An 18,228-nucleotide genomic window follows, 5' to 3' on the forward strand; every position below is an offset into this window, starting at 1 on the left:
CGTCAGTTGGGGGGCAGTCCTCTTAGCATGGCCGGCGCGAACGGCCATGCCGAACAGGACCGTTATCCGATGGTCATCAGGCTGGCATTACCGCCCGCGGCCGTCGTATTCGTGCTGACGACCTTTTCCTGAAGCACCCATTCAGGCCGGATCGGGCTTTTCGCGTCAAGCATGTAAAGCTGCACGACCATGCCCGAACGCGACAGGGCGGCACGGGCCTGTTCCGCCATCTGTTTTTCTTCCAGAGAGGCAAGGATCGTCCGACATCCCGCAACACGTCCGCCCTGCGTGCGACGGATATGCAGCGCAAGCGCATCGGGAAGGTCGGAGACCCAGTCCGAAGCCACATTCGGTCCCTGAACGAAGACCGTGTTTCCACCGCTGAGGGCAAGGCCCACGGCGCGGAGCATGGTCTCGCGGTCGCTGGCGATGCACAGGACGGCGCCACGCGGCAAAAGCTGGTACAGGTTGGTTTCGCCGACCGGGCCGGGCAGTTCGCGGGTGGTGCCGCACATGCCATGCTGCATGGCGTCCACGATTGTCTGATAGAGCGGGAAGCTTGTCCGCATCAGCCAGGACAGGAACAGTCGTGCGGGCTCTGGCAGTTCCTGGTTTTCCCAGTCCGTATGGGCCGGGGCGGTGCTCATCAGGCGACGCAGGATCAGCGGACCACCGGCTTTCGGTCCCGTGCCCGACAGCTTTTCGCCGCCAAAAGGCTGGCTGCCCACAACCGCGCCGACCATGTTGCGGTTGACGTAGAGGTTCCCGGCCTCGATGCGCGAGGTGACATGCGTCATGCGGCTTTCGATCCTTGTGTGCAGACCGAAAGTCAGGCCGTAGCCGGACTGGTTGATCGCGTTGATCAGGGCTTCGAAGCCGCTGACTTCAAAGCGCAGGACATGCAGGACCGGTCCGAAGACTTCGCCTTTGAGATCCGCCAGACTGTCGATCTCGATGATCGTCGGGGCGATGAATGTGCCGTTCGATGCCGTGTCCGGAAGGGGAAGGGACCAGACGGCACGGTTCTGTGCGCGGGAGGCGTTGATATAGGTCTGGATGCCCGACTGGGCTTCAGCGGAAATGACCGGGCCGACATCCGTGTGCAGTTCGGCCGGATTGCCCACGTGCAGTTCTTCGACTGCACCACGGAGCATGGTCAGAACGCGATCGGCACAGTCTTCCTGCACGCACAGGACGCGCAGGGCGGAGCAGCGCTGGCCGGCACTGTCGAAGGCCGAGACCAGAACATCCGCGACCACCTGTTCGGTCAGGGCCGAGCTGTCCACGAGCATGGCGTTCTGGCCGCCGGTTTCGGCCACGAACGGAACGGGCTGCCCGTCCGCGCCAGTCCGTCCGGCCAGAGTGCTGGCGATCAGGCCGGCGACAGCGGTGGAACCGGTGAACATCACGCCAGCAATCCGCGGATCGGCCACGAGGGCCGCGCCGGTTTCGCCAGCACCCGGCACCAGCCGGAGGGCGTTTTCCGGCACGCCCGCTTCGCGCAGAAGGGCAATGGCGCGCAGGGCAATGAACGGTGTTTCCTCAGCGGGTTTTGCGACGACCGTATTGCCAGCCGCCAGTGCGACCGAAATCTGTCCCAGGAAAATGGCGAGGGGGAAGTTCCACGGGCTGATACAGGCAACAACGCCGAGCGGCGCGCTGCTGCCTGCCTGGGCCGTTTCGCGGGCCTGAACGGCGTAATACCGCAGGAAATCAACGGCCTCGCGAACTTCGGAGAGCGCATTGGCATAGGACTTGCCCGCTTCGCGGACCAGAAGGGCCATCAGTTCGCTCTGATGCTCTTCCAGCAGATCCGCTGCGCGATCGAGTTTTGTGCTGCGTGCGTCGGCGGACAGAGCCGCCCATGCTGCGCCTGCACTTTCGGCGGCATCAATAGCCTTGCGGACATCCTCTTTGGTTCCGAAACGGACACTGCCGATCCTGTCCGAATGGTTGGACGGATTGCGGATCTCCTGCGTCTCACTCGAGCAGGACAGGTCTTCCAGCGTCTGTTTTTCGGAGGCGCAGACGGCTTTGGCCAGGGCCGTGACGGTATGCTCGTCGGTCAGATCCAGACCGCGGGAATTGGTGCGTTCGGGTGCGAACAGGTCTTTCGGCAGGGCAATGGCCGGATGCGAGGCGCCCGGCGGCTGGACGGCTTTTGCGAGCGCGACCGGATCGGCGATCAGGGTCTCAATGGGCAGGCTCTCGTCGCCGATCTGGTTGACGAAGGACGAGTTGGCGCCGTTTTCCAGCAGGCGGCGCACCAGATAGGCCAGCAGCGTCTCATGCGAGCCGACCGGGGCATAGACCCGGCACGGGCGGTTGAGTTTCTGCGGGCCGACGACTTCGTTATAAAGCGTCTCGCCCATACCGTGCAGGCACTGGAACTCGTAGTCGCCGATCTGGAAGTTCAGGCCGGCCAGCGTGTAGATCGTAGCCAGTGTGCGGGCATTATGGGTCGCGAACTGCGGGAAAACCACATCGCGCGCCGCCAGAAGCTTTTTCGCGCAGGCGATATAGCTGACATCCGTGTAGCATTTGCGCGTATAGACCGGGAAATCCGTCTGGCCTTCGACCTGCGCTTTCTTGATTTCGCTGTCCCAGTACGCGCCCTTCACCAGGCGGATCATGAGGCGATGTCCGCTGCGACGGCCGAGGTCGATCAGATAGTCCAGAACCTTGGGCGCGCGGCGGCCATAGGCCTGTACGACAATGCCAATGCCGTTCCAGCCGTCCAGTTCCGGGCAGTGGCACAAATCTTCGATCAGGTCGAGCGAGAGGTCCAGACGTTCGCTTTCTTCGGCGTCGATATTGATGCCGATGTCATAGCGGCGGGCCTGGATGACGAGGTCTTTCAGCGTCTGGCCGAGTTCCTTCAGGACGCGCTCGCGCTGGGCGAAGGCATAGCGTGGGTGCAGGGCCGAGAGCTTGATGGAAATCCCGGCTTTTTCATAGACATTCGCACCGCGTGCGGTCTGGCCGATCACGTCGATCGCGCGCTCATAGTCGCGGCGGTAGCGCAGGGCGTCGGCTTCCGTCATCGCCGCTTCGCCGAGCATGTCGTAGGAATATTTGAAGCCGCGGTCTTCGGGTTCGGTACTGACCTTACGGGCTTCCTCGATGGTTTCGCCGATGACGAACTGTTCGCCCATCATGCGCATGGCGATGTCGAGCGCACGGCGCACCAGCGGCTGCCCGCCACGTCCGACGAGGCGGAACAGCGCGGCGGCGAGACCTTCATCCGTGTCGTTGGTCAGCTTGCCCGTCAGCATCAGCCCCCAGGAGGCCGCATTCACGAAAACGGATTTCTTGCCGCCGACATGGGACAGCCAGTCGCCTGTGCCGATCCGGTCGCGGATCAGGGCGTCGCGGGTTGCAGCATCCGGAATGCGCAGGAGGGCCTCGGCCAGACACATCAGGGAGACGCCCTCCGCGGAGGACAGCGAGAATTCCTGCACGAGTGCTTCGACGCCGCCCGGGCGACGCTGCGTCCGCAGCGTACGGGTCAGATGGCGGGCGACGTCAAACGTGTTCTGCTGTTCCGTTTCGGTCAGCGTGGCCTGTTCGATCAGGGGAAGGATGCATTCCGCTTCAGGCCTGCGCATGTCTGCGGCTATGGCCTGACGAAGGGAGGAGCGGACAGGATAGGACGGCACAAAAGTTGACATGGACTCAGCCTCGGACACGACACTCGGTCTGAGTCCTATAATCATATACGATCCTGAGTAAAATATATGAAATGAGGGTCAGATCATTTTTGTGGCGTATCTTTGGATCCGAAACGTTCATGCCATGTCGGGAGGGCGGCGCCACCGGGAAGAGGGGACGCCTCGTACACGCCGCGGGCGATGGCGCGGGCCGTGACCTGCGTGGCGGCATGGAGGATTTGGGTCCATTCCTGACCAAGGGGAGCTGGCTTCTCGCAGGTCGCGACCCCGATCATGGCGTCCCCGTCCAGCGGCAGGTGGGCTGGAAACACGCCGCGTGCCACGCCGTCCTGCGCCAGAATGGCCAGACGTTTCGCCTGTGTCTTGGTGAGGGTGGCGTCCGTGGCGATAAGGCCGATCGTGGTGCCGGCGACGGAAGCCCATTTGGAGCGCAGACGTAAATCCTCTGCGCTCAGATGCGCCGGCATGCCCAGGCCGCCGAATTCGTCACCCTGCTCGAAAGGCGCGCTCCAGAAATGCGGCCCGTCGCCGATTGTGGCCGTTCCGACGGCATTGACGGCGACCAGTGTGGCCACGCGGTGCCCGGCGGGTGTGATCGCGCTCGCCGAGCCCAGCCCTCCGCGCAGAGTGGCGGTCGTCGCGCCGGTGCCTGCACCAGCAGTGCCCAGTGTGAAAGCTCCGCTTCGGGCGCTGGTTGCGGCCTGATGGCCCATTTCGGCGTAGGGCGAATAGCGGCCCCATGTCGTCTGTCCGCCCGGCGGCAGATCGTAAAGACTGGCTTGCACCACGATGGGCACGCGGATGGTGCCCGGCGGCAGGGGCGCATTGTCGAACTGCTCGCGCAGCCAGGCCTGAACGCCGGTTGTCGCGTCCAGCCCATAGGTCGAGCCGCCTGACAGGACGACCGCATGGATATGCCCAACCATGTTTTCCGGCTCCAGCAGCGCGGTTTCCCGCAGGGCCGGTGCGCCGCCCGGGAAACTGCCGGAAGCAATGACGGGGTGATCGAACAGGACCGCCGTCACGCCCGTGCGAAGGGTCAGGTCCTGACTATGGCCGACGCGGATGCCGGGAATGTCGGTGAGGAGGTTCAGGCTGGTCATGATGCCTCGCGGGTCAGTAGGTGTTTTCAAGAAGCGCCTTCGTGGCGGGCTGGGTGGGCGTGTTCAGAATATCGGACGCCGGGCCGGATTCCACGATCCGACCCTGATCCAGAACGGCGATATGGTGCGACAGATGGCGGATGACAGCCAGATCGTGACTGACGAAAACATACGACAGTCCATGCCGCTTCTGAAGATCGAGCAGCAGGTTCAGGACGATGGCCTGTGTGGAGACATCCAGCGCCGAGACGGCTTCATCGGCGATGATGACGGAAGGGCGTGTAATCAGGGCGCGGGCGATGGCGATCCGCTGCTTCTGGCCGCCGGAAAAGGCTCTCGGGTAGCGGCTGGTGATATCGGCGGAAAGTCCGACGTCCTGGAGAGCTGTGCGGATGCGTGCGTCCCGATCCGGGACGGGACCCAGCGCTTCCCCCACGATATCACCGACCGTCTGACGTGGATCGAGCGCGCCAGCCGGGTCCTGAAAGATCATCTGGATCGCGGGGCGGATTTTCTTCCGCACTGCTTCTGATGCGGTCGCGAAATCCTGCCCCTGATACAGGATCTGCCCTTCATCGGGCGCGATCAGGCCGCTGAGGATACGGCACAGGGTGGATTTTCCGCTTCCCGAGGCCCCGACGATCCCGAGCGTCTGGCCTGCCTGCAGCTCAAGGCTGATATTTTTCAGAATGGGTGGGCGTGCAGATCGCGTGAAGGAGAAACCCTGCCGGCCTGTCCTTCCATACGTCACATTCCGGGCCTGAAGGATCGGGGTCATGATGGTGCTGTAAAGACGGGCAGGGGCGTCAGTGGCGTGCGGGCCGCGCCGTGCAGGGACATGGCAAGGAGCACCTGCGTATAGGGATGGCGTGGGGCGTCAAACACGGATGTGGTTGCGCCCTGTTCCACGCAGGCGCCGTCTTTCATGATCAGAACATGATCGGCATAACGACGCACCAGCCCGAGGTCATGGGAGATCATGAGAACGGCCATGCCCTGCGTCTCGCAACGGCGGGTCACAAGCGCCATCATGGCTGCCTGGGTCCGGGCATCGAGTGCAGTGGTGAATTCATCCGCGATCAGGAGTTCGGGCTGGCAGGCCAGCGCTATTGCCAGAAGGACACGCTGTCTCTGGCCACCGGAAAGCTGATGCGGATAGGCGCGTTCGTTTACGCCAGCTTCAGACAGGCCGACCTGTTCCATAAGTGTGCGTGTTTCCGTGCCGATCTCGCGACGGGAGAGCGTCGTATGAAGGCGGAATGTATCCCCGATCTGGGTCCCGATACGGCGCGTGGGGTTCAAGGCCGTCATGGGTTCCTGAAAGACCATGCCTAGTCTTTTGCCCCTGATCTGGCACCAGTCCTGTTCGGAGAGCGTGGAAAGCTCCGTCTCTTCAAGCCGGATGCTGCCGTGAGCCTGAAAGCCGGGGTGCAGCAGCCCCATCAGGCTCAGTGCGAGCGTGGATTTCCCGGAACCGGATTCCCCGGTGACAGCGAGGATCTGGCCCGGTTCAAGCGTGAAGGATACCTCATGCAGGATCGGCCGGTCCGGGCTCTGGACGCTCCAATTCCGGACATGGAGCAGGGAACTCATGGGGTGTGCTCCTCATGGGCTGCGTCCAGGGCATCCCGCAGGCCGTCCCCGAACATATTAAAGCCCAGCACGAGCAGCATGATCGTTATTCCCGGTATGGCGACCAGCAGGGGATGATCGAAGATATGGATCTGATACGACGCCAGGGCGCGTCCCAGATCGGGATGGGGCGGAGGGGCGCCCAGACCGAGATAGGACAGCCCGGCATCGGACAGGATCGCGAGGGCCAGCGAGGAGGTCGCCTGGACCGTCAGAAGTGGCAAGATGTTGGGCAGGACGTGCCGGCGCGTGATGTAAACCGGACCACGTCCGGCCAGTCGGGATGCGGCGATATAGTCCTGAATGAGGATGGAGCGGGCAGCCTGCCGGGTGATGCGGATCTGGGCCGGGAGGCCGAACAGGGCAATGGCGAGGATTTCACCCGTGGCCGAGGCTCCAAGAGCGGTGACGAGCAGCGCTGCGATCAGGACAGGCGGGAAGGCCAGGCCCAGATCGGCCAGTCCCATGATGGCTCTGGCGGGTCGGGCCGCCGCGATCAGGCCGAGTGCCGTTCCCACAATCGTGGCGAGACAGACGGAGATCGCGGCGATCGTCACGCTGTTGAAGGCTCCGGTCAGGACATGGACCATGAGGTCGCGACCGAAAGGATCGGTTCCTAGCGGATGCAGCAGGGAGGGCGGCGCATAACGGTGCAGGACGTCGATGGGCGGCGCGTGACCGTCATCGAGCAGGGTCATGACGGTCGCGGGGAGGAGGACAATTCCGAGCAGAATGCTCCCTGCCCGAAGCGTCCGGTTGGAACGCGTCTTCATGACGGGTCTGTCCCAATGCGCGGATCAAGCCAGCGTACAAGGACCGCCATCAGGACATTGAGGACCATCACAGACGCGACGATCAGCATGACGAGGTTCTGCACGACGGGAATGTCGCGCTGGTTGACGGCCTCCAGCAGGAGCTTTCCACAGCCTGGCAGGCTGAAGACGCTCTCGACGATGATCGTTCCGGTCACGAGGACCGGAAGCTGGATCCCGGCCAAGGTCAGGACGGGGATCAGTGCGTTGGGCAATGCGATGCGCCACAGAGCGCCGCGTGTGCTGTAGCCCTGTGCCCGGGCCGTGCGGATGAAATCCTGCGACAGGGTCTCGATCAGGGACGAGCGCATGAAACGCGCCGTGATGGCGGCCTGCGGGATGGCCAGAGCGATGGCGGGAAGGGTGAGGGCCCTGAGCGCCGGGAGAGCACCATCATGCCAGCCCGGAAAGCCGCTGGAAGGCAGCCAGTGCAGGGTCAGGGAAAACAGGAACGTCATCATCATCGCCAGCCAGAAATCCGGGATGGATTTGAAAAGCTGGAGGAAGCCCATCAGGCCCGTATCAAGCAGTGTTCCGCGCTTTGCGCCCGCCATCACGCCGAGTGGAATGCCTGCGCCCAGAGACAGTAGCATGGCCAGAAAAATCAGGGGCAGACTGCTTTGCAGGCGCTCGCCGATCAGGCTGCGGACGGGAACGTCATAGATGTAACTCCGGCCCAGATCACCGCGAATGAATGCGCTGATCCAGTGCGCGTATCGCGTGGGCAGGGATGATTCCAGCCCGAGTTTCTGATGCAGGGCCGCAAGACTTTCGGGGCTTGCATCCAGCCCGAGCATGACCGCTGCGGGGTCGCCGGGCAGCAGGTTCATGGCCGCGAAAATAACGAGGCTCGCGACAACAAGAAGAACCAGCCGTTCCAGTGGGATGCGGAAGATATCCATGCCCGTCATGGCGCCCAGGAAACACCGGCAACCGGGCACCCTGCGATGGGCTGGTTGGTCCATAGTCCCTTAAGGCGTCGGTTCATGACGGTTTCGCGGGGGATCGCGAACAGGAAAACATTGGGCTCGTCCTGTGCGAGCTGTTCCTGCATCTGCACGGAAAGCTGGTGCCGCCGGGTCGTATCCGCCGTCGCTTCGTACTGTTCTACGAGCCCGTGAAAGGCCGGGCTGTGATAGTGGAAATAGACGGGCGTGCGGTCATAGATCGTGATGTCATGGGGTTCGGTATGGGCGATGACGGTCATGTCGAACTGGCCCTGTCCGTAAACCTGACCCAGCCATGTCGGCCATTCCACGGGCTGAAGCGTCACGTTCAGCCCGACCTGTTCCAGATAGGCGGCAATGAGCTCGCTGCTGTCGCGTGCATAGCCGATGGGCGGGAAGGTCAGGGTCAGATGCGTGCCGGGTGCCACGCCCGCCTCTTTCAGCAGGGCGCGGGCATGGTCCGGATCATAGGGATAGCGGTCGGGCAGGGCGACGTAATCGGGATCGTCCGGTGCCATGTGAGATTGCAGGAGCGTCCCGTCTCCGTCGGCCACGGCCTGGATCAGGGCTTTGCGGTCAATGGCCTGTGCGATGGCCTGCCGGACACGGAAATCGCTGAACGGGCGGCGGGCGTTGTTGAGGGCGAGAATGGCCTTGAAGGGAAAGCTGCCCCGGATGACCTGCAACTGCGTATTTCCGGCAAAGCGGCTGAGGATTTCCCGGGACGGGAAAGACGGATAGGCATCCAGCTCCCCGGCCAGCAGCGCGTTACTGGCGGACAGCGGATCGGGCATGAAGCGGAACGTCACCGATTTCAGGGCCGGCTGGGCACCCCAGTAATCCGGATTGCGGGTCAGGGTCAGGTGGTCCCCGCGCCGCCATTCACCGAACACGAACGGCCCTGTGCCGACGGGGTGGCTGATGTTCTGCGCTGCGGACGCCGGCGAGAGAATGGCGGCGTCGTTCCAGGCGAGCTGATAGAGGAAACTGCCGTAAGGATGCTGAAGCCGGATGCTGACATGCAGGCTGTCCGGGCATGAGATGTCGGCGATCTGGCTGAAGATGGCCCTGTGCGGGTTGGTGCTGTCCGCTGCACCTGCCCGGAGCAGGGAAAACTTTACGCTGTCGCAGGTCAGGGGCGTACCATCATGGAAGCGCACGCCGTCATGAAGCATGAAATCATAGGCCAGGCCGTCCGGCGAGATATGCCAGTCCTGTGCCAGAAGGGGTTTGAGAGCGCCCTGTTCGTCCAGCCGCATCAGCCCTTCATAGATGTTGCCATACGTCACCATCCCGATGGCTTCGCTGGAGCCGCGCGTCGGGTCCAGACCCGGCGGTTCGATGGCCAGACCGATCGAAAGCGTATCGCGCGTATCGGCTGCCTGCGCCGTCCCGGAGAGGTGAGACGCCGGAAAGCCGACCGCCAGAACGGTCAGGAGAATGGGCACGGTTTTCAATCAGGCGCTCCGCGAACTTGCAGCCTCAGGGCGCAGGATCACGGAAAATAGGGCCTTCGTCGCCTGAGCGAAAGGGGCTGGTGTTCAGGGGCGCGGGGTCGTGCTGGCGATCCGGGCAGCGAGCTGTTCGACGAGGGTCCGGGTTAGGGCGACCTTGCCGCTGTCGGTCGTCACCGTGCCCTGTGCGGTGAAGGAACCACGGCTGCGCTGGACGGGCTGGTGCTCGTCCGAGGGGATCAGCGCCCAGTCGGCAGTCAGGGTGCCCTGACCGCTGCTGTCGAGATCCAGCCGGCTGATATTGACCGCAAGACGCAGGGCAGGAGTTTCGGCCAAAGGCTGCGTGGTTACGACATAACCTTGCCAGTCCTGTCCCAGATGGGCAGCAAGAAGGTCGGTCACGCCCTGGGACAGACGGCTTCCCCATCGCCCGTTGAGGCTGCGGTCAAGCTGGTCGCCGTGGCGTATGAGGATATCCTGACTGTCGAGATAATCCGGGAGTGTGACATGCGACACGTTCAGGACCGGGGCCGATGCGGGCAGGGTTCCGCTGTTCTGTGCAATGGCGGGGGCGCCAAGCGTATAGAACTGCATGGGGGGCGCGGCACAGCCTGACATCAGGGCGAAGGCCAGAAGGGCTGCGGATCGGGTTATGAGCCGTGTCACGGGTTTGGTCTCCGGAAGAAACAAAGGGCGGCGGAACTGTCTGCTCATGGCCGGCGTCCCGTGAGGAGGAGCTGCGGATTACGCTCCACGTCCGTTGCAAAACCGCGCAGGGCAGACGCGGCGGCGGCAATATCCCGCAGGCTTGCTTCGAGATTGGCGCGGTCGGTAGAGCGTGGGGACGTCATGCTCTCCAGATTGGCCAGGCTCTTCGAGGCCTGCTGGACGGCATCGTTGCTGTTCTGCAGGACGGCATGGAGTTCATGTCCGCGCGCATTGAGCTGGGTCGTGCCCTCATTGGCCAGCCTGTCCACACTGAGCAGCGTCCGCGTCAGGACGGGTTCAAGGTCCGTCACCGTCTTGCGGGCGGCATCGACCATGTCCCGGCTGTGATCGGAGGTATCACGGATGCTCTGCACAAGCGCTGGCAGTTCCCTGTCGAGCTGGTCCGAAAGCTGCCGGACTGAGGCCAGGGTCGCATCGGCATTCTCGCCGATCTGCTTCAGGGGCAGATCCTGAAGGCTCTGTGTCATGGCCGCGATGGTGGACTGTTTGGTCGGGATTTCGGTGATGCGGGCGATATCGGGATGCAGCACGGCCGGGGTCGAGGGGGCGAAATCCAGATCGATTTCAGACGTACCGGTGACGAAGCTCTTGAGATTCATCTCGCCGCGCAGACCCTGCTGGACGAGTTCTTCCATGCCGGGGCGGTGATGACTGCTGCTCGTCAGGACGATGTTGTCGGGGCGTATGGTGACGAAGACCGGGATATAGGCGTCCTTCGTGGCCGGATTGTATTCGATGACGACACGGTCCACCGCGCCGACCTGAACACCACGGAACGTGACGGGAGATCCGACAGACAGGCCGGACGAGGCGCCATGAAACACGAGAACGGCTTTTTCCGTCCGGGTGAAGGGATGGAAATTGCCGAACAGGACGAACGCCGCGACAATCAGGCCCGTCCCCCCAAGGACGAAAGCACCGACAAGAGCCTGCCTGTTCATCACGTTTTTCCTTCTTCGTCGCGTTCACGGTGCATGAAGGCATGCACCTGTGGATCGGTACAGTTGTCCCGCAGGTCCCGGGGGGAGCCATGGGCGATCGGGGTTTTTGTCCTGGCGTCCAGGAAGATGCCGTCATCGGCGATATGAAACAGGCTTGGCAGTTCGTGGCTGACGATGACGATCGTCGCGCCAAGCCCGTCCCGCAGGTTCAGGATCAGGTCATCGAGCCGGGCGGAGGTGATCGGATCGAGGCCCGCAGAAGGCTCGTCGAAAAACAGGATGTCCGGATCCAGGGCGAGGGCGCGCGCCAGACCCGCGCGTTTGCACATGCCACCACTGATTTCCGACGGGTAGAGATCAATCGCCTGCAACATGCCGACGAAACCCAGCTTCAGTTCCACAAGCCTGCGGATCACGGAGGGTTTGAGATCCGTGAACATCTGGAGCGGCAGGGCGATGTTCTCGCCGACAGTCATGGAACTCCAGAGCGCGCCGCTCTGGAACAGGACCCCGAAGCGGTGGTTCAGATCCGTGCGATGGGCTTCGTCTCCGGCCCAGTAGTTCTCGTCCCCGACATGATATTCGCCCGCCGAGGGACGCAGCAGGCCGATCATGCTCTTGAGAAGCGTGCTCTTGCCGCAGCCCGAGCCACCCATGACAGCGAAGATGCTTCCCTTGCGCACGTCGAGCGAGATGTTTTTCTGGATGATCTTGGGGCCGAAGGAGAGCGTGATATCGCGTAGGGACAGGACGGTCTGGTCAGGCATGTCTCAGATCCCCAGCACATCGGCGATGACGGCGAAGATCGCGTCGATCGCAATAACGCCCACGATCCCCACGACGACGGCGCGCGTGGCGGCAATGCCGACATCCGCGGCCGAGCGTCCGGCCTTCAGGCCGATCCGGCAGCTCGTCAGGCCGATGAAGGCCCCGAAGACGAGGCTCTTGGTAAAGCCGAAAATGAACTGGCCGATTCCAAACGCCGTGACCGTCTGATGGAAATATCCCGCCGCCGTGATGTCCAGCATCGAGATGGCTACGACGAAGCCGCCCAGCATGCCAATCAGGCACCCATACAGGTAGAGGAACGGCATCGTGATGATGAGGGAGAGGACGGCCGGCAGGATCAGATAGGTTGAGGTCGGGATGCCGAAGACGTTCAGGGCATCGATTTCCTCATTGCCCTGCATGGTGGAAATCCGTGCGGCATACGCGCCACCCGTCCGACCGGCCATGATGATGGCGGTCATGACGGCGGCCATCTCACGCACCATGGCGATGCCGACCAGACTGGCCACATAGATGCCAGCGGCGAATTTCTGAAGCTCGACGGCACCCACGAATGCCAGGATCGCGCCGATCAGGAAGTTGACGATCCCCACGATGAGCAGGGCGTACGGACCGGCATCGGCCGTATTGGCCAGCAGATCGACCATGCGCATCCGGCTGCGGCCGAGGAGCGTGAGGACGGCCCCCTTTGCCGTCAGCGCGCCCAGTTCGGAGACCACGCCGACTTCCGTCATCGATGCGATGGCGTGATTGCCGACTGTTTCCAGAAAAGGGGTGCGGGCCGTCTTGTGATGGACGGGTTCGTCGGGGACTTCGGGCAGCAGTTCGAGAAGCTGGCGCATCGGGCCGGGCAGCGTCTGCATGTCCAGACTGATGCCGGCGTCATGGGCAACGCGTTTGAGATCCCACAGGAACGCCACAAGCCCGGTATCCCAGGCCTGGAGATCGGATGTCTGGAAAGACAGATGAGCGCCGGGCGCTTTTTTCAGTCCGTCTTTCGGGAAAACGGGAATATTGCCGGCCCGCGCCTGCCAGGTACCGCTCAGAACCATGACCGGCGCGGTCTGCTCGCCCTGCAGATGCCACTGCGGCGTTCTGTCTGCCGGCTGTGCGGGTGATGGCCCTGTCGTGGTCTGGTCTGTCATGGACTTTGCATTTCCGGTCCTGACATCCCCTGATGCTGCAAAAGAGCGGAAAGGCTGGCGGGAAGTGACACTTGAAGAAACAACTGGCTGGCGGTTACGGGCGAGACGGGGTGGAAATCCGATCGCCGTCCTGACGTGGCACCTTATCGGCTGCAGGCAAAAGATCAATGCTCATGAAAGGTTCTGACACGGATCGACTGTACCCGAAGAACGCTGTTCTTTTCCTGACGGGAGGGCTGACTGTTACGCGGATATTTCTGTTATGATCATTCTGTCACGATTTGGAACCTGAAAACCCTCTATGGCCAGCCAGCTTTCCCTGATTGTCCCGTTCTGGAACGAAGAAGCCGCCATCAGCCATTTCGTGCGGAGTATCCTGCCTGTCCTTGACGGGATTGCGGATACGGACTGGGAAATCGTCTGCGTCGATGACGGCAGCAGTGACGGCACGTTGCGGGAGCTGATCGGATTTTGCGAAACCGACCGGCGGTTCAGGGTGCTCGAACTGTCGCGCAATTTCGGCAAGGAAGCCGCGCTGACCGCTGGCCTCGATGCGGCGACGGGAGATGCGGTCATCATTATTGACGCCGATCTTCAGGACCCGCCCGAGATCATCCCGAAAATGGTGCAGGCCTGGCGCGATGGGGCAGAGGTCGTGCTGGGCAAACGGATCGACCGGTCCAGCGACAGTCTGCTCAAGCGCAAGACGGCGTCCTGGTTCTATGCGCTGCATAACCGGCTTGCCCATATCCGGATTCCGGAAAATGTGGGGGATTTCCGCCTGATGGACCGATGCGTGGTCGAGGCGCTCAAAAGGCTGCCCGAGCGTCAGCGGTTCATGAAAGGTTTGTTCGCCTGGGTCGGTTTCCGGACGGTCAGCATCGATTACGTCCGTGCTCCCCGGGCGGCGGGCATGACGAAGTTTTCCGGCTATTCCCTGTGGAATTTCGCCCTGGAAGGCTTCACCAGTTTTTCCTCCGCGCCAATCCGGCTGTGGACCTATCTGGGAACAGCGGGCGCGCTGCTTTCCATGTTTTATGCGCTTTTCATCATGTTGCGGACGATCGTCTGGGGCAATCCCGTGCCGGGTTATACATCCCTGTTCGTGGCGATCATTTTTTTCAGCAGTGTGCAGATCATCAGTATCGGCATGCTGGGGGAATATATCGGCCGTATCTACATGGAGACAAAGCAGCGCCCGATTTACGTGTTGCGCCGCACGTACTGACGGATCGAATGCGGTCAGGCATTCTGTTGCGTGATCGTAAAAAACCGCTACTCTTTTCCTTAAAGGATCAGGGCAGAGGAGAGATACGGAACATGGCGGAGAGGCTCGCCACAAAAAGGCACGGTTTTCTGAAGCGGCGCCATGTCCTGCTCGGAGGGGCTGCGGCCTGTGTCAGTCAGATGGCCGCCTGCGCGCGTCCGGGTTCTTCGTTTGGCTCAGTGGACGTTCTCGTCCGGGATGCTATCAGAAGAGGCGAAGCTCCGGGTGCCGTGGTCGCGATCGGTCATGATGAAAAGATCGTGCACCGGTTCGTCTATGGAAAACGGGCGCTTGCTCCGGTGTCCGAACCTCTGGACTGGGAGACGCGCTTTGACATGGCGTCCCTCACCAAGCCGACCATGACGGCGCTGGCGGTCATGCAACTGGTCGAGCAGCAGAAGCTGCATCTGGACGACCGCGTCAGCCAGTATTTTCCGGAATTTGCATCCAATGGAAAGGGCCACATTTCCGTTCGCCTGCTCATGACCCATTATTCCGGCCTGCCGCCGGACATTCCCCTGAACGATCCCTGGACCGGCAAGGCCGAGGGCATCAGGCGGGCCATGATGTCTCCGCTCGCCAATCCACCGGGCGAGAAGTTCGTTTATAGTGACATCAATTACATCATGCTGGGGCTTCTGGTCGAAAAGCTGGGCGGTCTGCCGCTCGACCAGTATGCGCGGATCAATATTCTTGAACCGCTGGGCATGACGGAATCCGGCTATCTTCCGGCGGCCGGTCTGCGTCCCCTCATCGCCCCGACACAGTATGACGAGCAGGGCAACATGCTGCGTGGCGTGGTGCATGATCCGACGGCGCGGAGAATGGGGGGCGTGGCCGGTCATGCCGGGCTGTTTTCGGATGCGCGGGACATGACGCTCTATGCGCAGGCTCTGCTGGATCGTCTGAAAGGACGTCCGAGCCGCTTCCCCCTGCGCCAAGAGACGCTCATCCTCATGACCACGCCGCAGCAGCCGGCAGGAAAAACGGAGCTTCGGGGACTGGGCTGGGATATCGACACCCATTATTCGTCCCCGAGGGGAGACGTGTTTTCCCACCGCTCCTTCGGACATACCGGCTTTACCGGCACATCTCTCTGGATTGACCCGGACAGCGACAGCTATGTGCTGATCCTGACCAACCGCGTCCATCCTTCAGGGGGCCACAGTGTCGTGCGGCTGAGGCATGATATCGCCACGGCAGCGGGAAGGGCGCTCGGCCTTTCCGCGCCGGTCTAGGAGTTTTTCGCAGCTGCGTTTCAGGGAATATGCCGGACACCGACGAAGGGGTGAACCGGATCCTTCGGACAGGATCCGGGATACAGGGCGATCAGCTCCAGAACATGCCGCGTCAGGGCATCGCGGCTGGTTCTGATCCTTTCCCCTTCGGCCTGACGCACGGTATCACTCTGCGACAGGAGATCGCCGGCATAGCCGACTTCCCGAGCCATTTCTGCATCCGGCAGTGCGGAGAGCGGGACGAACTGGACCGGAAGATCAAGTGTTTGGGTTTTCGTACGGTTCGCGTCCGCCTGAAGGCCGAAAACGGGCAGCGTGCCGGAGCTGCTGACCGAAAAGCTGCCTGAGGACGTAAAGCTCCCCGATAGTGACAGCGTAACCGGCCCGGACATCATGGCGACAACCGGGTCGGCACCATGCTGGCTGCATTGCAGGGCGCGGACGTTCCGGTCGAACCCTGCCTTCTGCTCCACTGTCCAGTCCTGCACATGCGAGGTGCTGACCACGCCCGTTTTCGTCAGATCCATCTGGATGCCGGAAATGGCCTCACTGATCGTGACAGGGGACGTAGACCCCGCCGAACAGCCGCCGAGAAGGGCAACTGCCAGCAGCGCCAGAGCAGGACGAGCGAAGGAAATCCTGCTGCTCATACGCCTCTCACTTCCGCCAGAAGGGCTTCGAAGGCTTCCCCGTTGGGCGAGGTGCCGGGAATACCGATCCAGTTCTGGCGTGACAGCAGGCCATAGGCTTCATCGGCAATCTTCGTGAAGGTGTCCCACGGCATGAATGTCCGCGTGCCCCAGGTATTGAAGAAAAGCCCTTCAGGATTATAGCCCACGAGGGCGATGGCATGACCGCCCACCGGTGTGCGGTCGGAAATGGCGTTCCAGTCCCAGATCGCGCCCAGTGGAAGATCCATGAAGCCCTGAGGCACCTGAACCCCTGCGAGAACGCCCCCAAGATAACAGATGCCGCGGCGGATTCCGTCGCAGTCCTGCGGATCGATCGTGCCGTAAGCCGTCAGGTAATCCAGGGTCTGTCCCGGACGGTGCAGACCCTGACGCAGCCAGAAGTTCAGCTCGTCCAGCAGGACCGTTCCGTTGTCCCGGGCCCCCGTCTGCGGATCAAACCCGGTCACGGCCCCGTAATTGTTCAGCACCATGTCCGTAGACAGCACGACCAGCCCCTGCGCGGCATGTGTCCATGTCGCCGTCAGAGCCGCATGGGCCGCAAAGGCGCAGCAGCCATACCGGTCGTTGCCCCACATCTGATAGGGCACCCCTTCGGACCAGTCCTTCTGTACGGGAACGGAAGGAAGGTGTACGGCCAGCATGGGCGCCAGACGGTAGGTTCGCAGATCATGCTTGGGCGCACGTTTGCCAAGGCATCGGGACATGGACAACTCCGGCAGGAACATAAAAAGGGAGCGGTTCAGGCGAACCGCTCCTGTCTTCGGGGTGAGGAAGCGGACGGAGCGTCAGACGCCCTGATAGATCCGGGCACGGATCAGTTCCGGCGACTGCGTCGTGGCTGTGAAAGGGGCGGCCGTAACGCCTGCGAGGGCTTCGACCAGCGGGATCATCGCGGATACCGTGCTCATGTAGGTGGCGGCGGAGGGCGAGTAGACCTTCACGATCGGCGTTGCGATGGCCAGCAGGGTCTGCAGATCGGTGCCGAGGCTCTTGGCCCAGTCCTTGCCGGTCGTAACCGTGATGGAACCGCTGGAGTTGGCCGCAACCTGTGCGGTCACGCTCTTGATCTGGGCGATCAGGTTGTCGAACGTCGCCTTGTCCGTGGCGGACAGATGACTTTCCAGATCCGGAATGCTCTCAATGGCCTGAACCGCATAGGCGATGGCGGCGGCGTCACTGCTCAGGGCCTGGGTGTTGAAAGTGGTTGTGCTGCCGGTCGTGGTGCAGGCGCTCGTGGAGGCGAGAAGAACAGCTCCAAGGCTCAGGGCGATCAGACGGTTACGCATCAGCAAAAGCTCCAGAAATGAAAAAAGCCGCCTCAGGGGGCGGCTATGGATCGGAAAAATGAAAATTGTCCCGGGCAGGCGTTCAGCCCGGCTGTGAAATGACCAATGTTGAAATCAGTTGACGCGACGGGGCGGCTCACCGGCCTTCGGATGTGTCGAGACCATATCCAGCCCCAGCTTTTCGGCGTCTTTCGCACGCGAGGAGCCAACCGGCACCATGATGGCTTTCGCCCCCGGCTGATAGGCGCTGGTATTCCAGCCTTTCGCCTGCGCGATCATGCTCACGATCCGGAACAGCGGCAGCAGCTTCGACGTGCTGGCCGGCGGCTTCCAGAAGCGCAGGGCCAGCGCGGCCGCGGCAATGAGAAATGTGATGATTGAAACAATATCGCCAGCGTATTTGGCGGGCAGATAGGGCAGGATTGTCTGGAACAGCGATGTCCAGTCCATTGTCATCTCCGGCTATGAAAAACCGCCCCGAAAAGGCGGGCGTGTCAACACACACTGCCGGTCTAGGGAGGA

The 18,228-nt window shown here is 62.3% G+C and carries 17 protein-coding genes; 2 read left to right on the forward strand and 15 right to left on the reverse strand.

The annotated features are described in order from the left end of the window. Positions 1-62: 62 nt before the first annotated feature. The 11 genes from putA to GLS_RS11315 form a co-directional block, all read right to left on the reverse strand. A complete protein-coding gene (putA, locus tag GLS_RS11265) occupies positions 63-3,671 on the reverse strand; it encodes a bifunctional proline dehydrogenase/L-glutamate gamma-semialdehyde dehydrogenase PutA (RefSeq protein WP_148295930.1) in 3,609 nt (1,202 codons plus the stop codon). A gap of 83 nt (positions 3,672-3,754) precedes the next feature. After that, a complete protein-coding gene (locus GLS_RS11270; RefSeq protein ID WP_041112288.1) occupies positions 3,755-4,774 on the reverse strand; it encodes a P1 family peptidase in 1,020 nt (339 codons plus the stop codon). Between the two features lie 13 nt (positions 4,775-4,787). Beyond that, positions 4,788-5,552, reverse strand: a complete 765-nt coding sequence (locus GLS_RS11275; protein ID WP_041112289.1) for an ABC transporter ATP-binding protein — start codon at positions 5,550-5,552, stop codon at positions 4,788-4,790. Next, positions 5,549-6,367: an ATP-binding cassette domain-containing protein gene (locus GLS_RS11280; protein WP_041112290.1), complete on the reverse strand. Its 819-nt coding sequence runs from the start codon at positions 6,365-6,367 to the stop codon at positions 5,549-5,551. Before GLS_RS11280 ends, GLS_RS11275 begins: the two co-directional genes overlap by 4 nt. After that, positions 6,364-7,179 carry an ABC transporter permease gene (locus tag GLS_RS11285; protein WP_041112291.1) on the reverse strand — a complete coding sequence of 272 codons (816 nt, stop codon included), beginning with the start codon at positions 7,177-7,179 and terminating at the stop codon, positions 6,364-6,366. The genes GLS_RS11280 and GLS_RS11285 overlap by 4 nt, the downstream gene beginning before the upstream one ends. Next, positions 7,176-8,129: an ABC transporter permease gene (locus GLS_RS11290; RefSeq protein WP_041112292.1), complete on the reverse strand. Its 954-nt coding sequence runs from the start codon at positions 8,127-8,129 to the stop codon at positions 7,176-7,178. Before GLS_RS11290 ends, GLS_RS11285 begins: the two co-directional genes overlap by 4 nt. Further along, a complete protein-coding gene (locus GLS_RS11295) occupies positions 8,126-9,613 on the reverse strand; it encodes an ABC transporter substrate-binding protein (RefSeq protein ID WP_226986678.1) in 1,488 nt (495 codons plus the stop codon). The genes GLS_RS11290 and GLS_RS11295 overlap by 4 nt, the downstream gene beginning before the upstream one ends. A gap of 93 nt (positions 9,614-9,706) precedes the next feature. Then, positions 9,707-10,285 carry a PqiC family protein gene (locus tag GLS_RS11300; protein ID WP_226986579.1) on the reverse strand — a complete coding sequence of 193 codons (579 nt, stop codon included), beginning with the start codon at positions 10,283-10,285 and terminating at the stop codon, positions 9,707-9,709. Positions 10,286-10,329: 44 nt separating this feature from the next. After that, complete coding sequence (locus tag GLS_RS11305) at positions 10,330-11,289, reverse strand: MlaD family protein (RefSeq protein ID WP_041112294.1); 960 nt, start codon at positions 11,287-11,289, stop codon at positions 10,330-10,332. After that, positions 11,289-12,056 (reverse strand): ABC transporter ATP-binding protein, encoded by a 768-nt coding sequence (locus GLS_RS11310; RefSeq protein ID WP_011253639.1) that lies wholly within the window; start codon positions 12,054-12,056, stop codon positions 11,289-11,291. Before GLS_RS11310 ends, GLS_RS11305 begins: the two co-directional genes overlap by 1 nt. A 3-nt stretch (positions 12,057-12,059) precedes the next feature. After that, the gene (locus GLS_RS11315) at positions 12,060-13,223 is read right to left on the reverse strand and encodes an MlaE family ABC transporter permease (RefSeq protein ID WP_041112295.1); all 1,164 of its coding nucleotides are present in this window, start codon (positions 13,221-13,223) and stop codon (positions 12,060-12,062) included. Between the two features lie 301 nt (positions 13,224-13,524). Between GLS_RS11315 and GLS_RS11320 the strand changes: the two genes are divergently transcribed. Together GLS_RS11320 and GLS_RS11325 are read left to right on the forward strand one after the other, a co-directional pair. Next, complete coding sequence (locus GLS_RS11320; RefSeq protein ID WP_041112296.1) at positions 13,525-14,451, forward strand: glycosyltransferase family 2 protein; 927 nt, start codon at positions 13,525-13,527, stop codon at positions 14,449-14,451. A 92-nt stretch (positions 14,452-14,543) separates the two neighbouring features. Beyond that, positions 14,544-15,728: a serine hydrolase domain-containing protein gene (locus GLS_RS11325; protein WP_052327570.1), complete on the forward strand. Its 1,185-nt coding sequence runs from the start codon at positions 14,544-14,546 to the stop codon at positions 15,726-15,728. Positions 15,729-15,748: 20 nt separating this feature from the next. Here GLS_RS11325 and GLS_RS11330 read toward each other — a convergent pair whose 3' ends face one another. The 4 genes from GLS_RS11330 to GLS_RS11345 all read right to left on the reverse strand — a co-directional run bounded on the left by GLS_RS11330 (position 15,749) and on the right by GLS_RS11345 (position 18,156). Beyond that, complete coding sequence (locus GLS_RS11330) at positions 15,749-16,378, reverse strand: hypothetical protein (protein ID WP_041112297.1); 630 nt, start codon at positions 16,376-16,378, stop codon at positions 15,749-15,751. Then, entirely contained in the window at positions 16,375-17,124 is a 750-nt protein-coding gene (locus tag GLS_RS11335; RefSeq protein ID WP_041112889.1) for a C1 family peptidase, read from the reverse strand. The genes GLS_RS11330 and GLS_RS11335 overlap by 4 nt, the downstream gene beginning before the upstream one ends. Before the next feature lie 81 nt (positions 17,125-17,205). Continuing rightward, positions 17,206-17,706 carry a hypothetical protein gene (locus GLS_RS11340; protein ID WP_041112298.1) on the reverse strand — a complete coding sequence of 167 codons (501 nt, stop codon included), beginning with the start codon at positions 17,704-17,706 and terminating at the stop codon, positions 17,206-17,208. 114 nt (positions 17,707-17,820) lie between these two features. Further along, positions 17,821-18,156: a hypothetical protein gene (locus tag GLS_RS11345; protein ID WP_011253646.1), complete on the reverse strand. Its 336-nt coding sequence runs from the start codon at positions 18,154-18,156 to the stop codon at positions 17,821-17,823. Between the last annotated feature and the right edge of the window lie 72 nt (positions 18,157-18,228).

Source organism: Gluconobacter oxydans DSM 3504, assembly GCF_000583855.1.
Classification (GTDB): domain Bacteria; phylum Pseudomonadota; class Alphaproteobacteria; order Acetobacterales; family Acetobacteraceae; genus Gluconobacter; species Gluconobacter oxydans.

Coding starts and splice junctions, on each gene's coding strand:
- GLS_RS11305 (WP_041112294.1), bottom strand. CDS start 11,289: ATGAACAGGCAGGCTCTTGTCGGTGCTTTCGTCCTTGGGGGGACGGGC.
- GLS_RS11290 (WP_041112292.1), bottom strand. CDS start 8,129: ATGACGGGCATGGATATCTTCCGCATCCCACTGGAACGGCTGGTTCTT.
- GLS_RS11325 (WP_052327570.1), top strand. CDS start 14,544: ATGGCGGAGAGGCTCGCCACAAAAAGGCACGGTTTTCTGAAGCGGCGC.
- GLS_RS11285 (WP_041112291.1), bottom strand. CDS start 7,179: ATGAAGACGCGTTCCAACCGGACGCTTCGGGCAGGGAGCATTCTGCTC.
- GLS_RS11335 (WP_041112889.1), bottom strand. CDS start 17,124: ATGTCCCGATGCCTTGGCAAACGTGCGCCCAAGCATGATCTGCGAACC.
- GLS_RS11270 (WP_041112288.1), bottom strand. CDS start 4,774: ATGACCAGCCTGAACCTCCTCACCGACATTCCCGGCATCCGCGTCGGC.
- GLS_RS11310 (WP_011253639.1), bottom strand. CDS start 12,056: ATGCCTGACCAGACCGTCCTGTCCCTACGCGATATCACGCTCTCCTTC.
- putA (WP_148295930.1), bottom strand. CDS start 3,671: ATGTCAACTTTTGTGCCGTCCTATCCTGTCCGCTCCTCCCTTCGTCAG.
- GLS_RS11340 (WP_041112298.1), bottom strand. CDS start 17,706: ATGCGTAACCGTCTGATCGCCCTGAGCCTTGGAGCTGTTCTTCTCGCC.
- GLS_RS11315 (WP_041112295.1), bottom strand. CDS start 13,223: ATGACAGACCAGACCACGACAGGGCCATCACCCGCACAGCCGGCAGAC.
- GLS_RS11320 (WP_041112296.1), top strand. CDS start 13,525: ATGGCCAGCCAGCTTTCCCTGATTGTCCCGTTCTGGAACGAAGAAGCC.
- GLS_RS11275 (WP_041112289.1), bottom strand. CDS start 5,552: ATGACCCCGATCCTTCAGGCCCGGAATGTGACGTATGGAAGGACAGGC.
- GLS_RS11280 (WP_041112290.1), bottom strand. CDS start 6,367: ATGAGTTCCCTGCTCCATGTCCGGAATTGGAGCGTCCAGAGCCCGGAC.
- GLS_RS11330 (WP_041112297.1), bottom strand. CDS start 16,378: ATGAGCAGCAGGATTTCCTTCGCTCGTCCTGCTCTGGCGCTGCTGGCA.
- GLS_RS11345 (WP_011253646.1), bottom strand. CDS start 18,156: ATGGACTGGACATCGCTGTTCCAGACAATCCTGCCCTATCTGCCCGCC.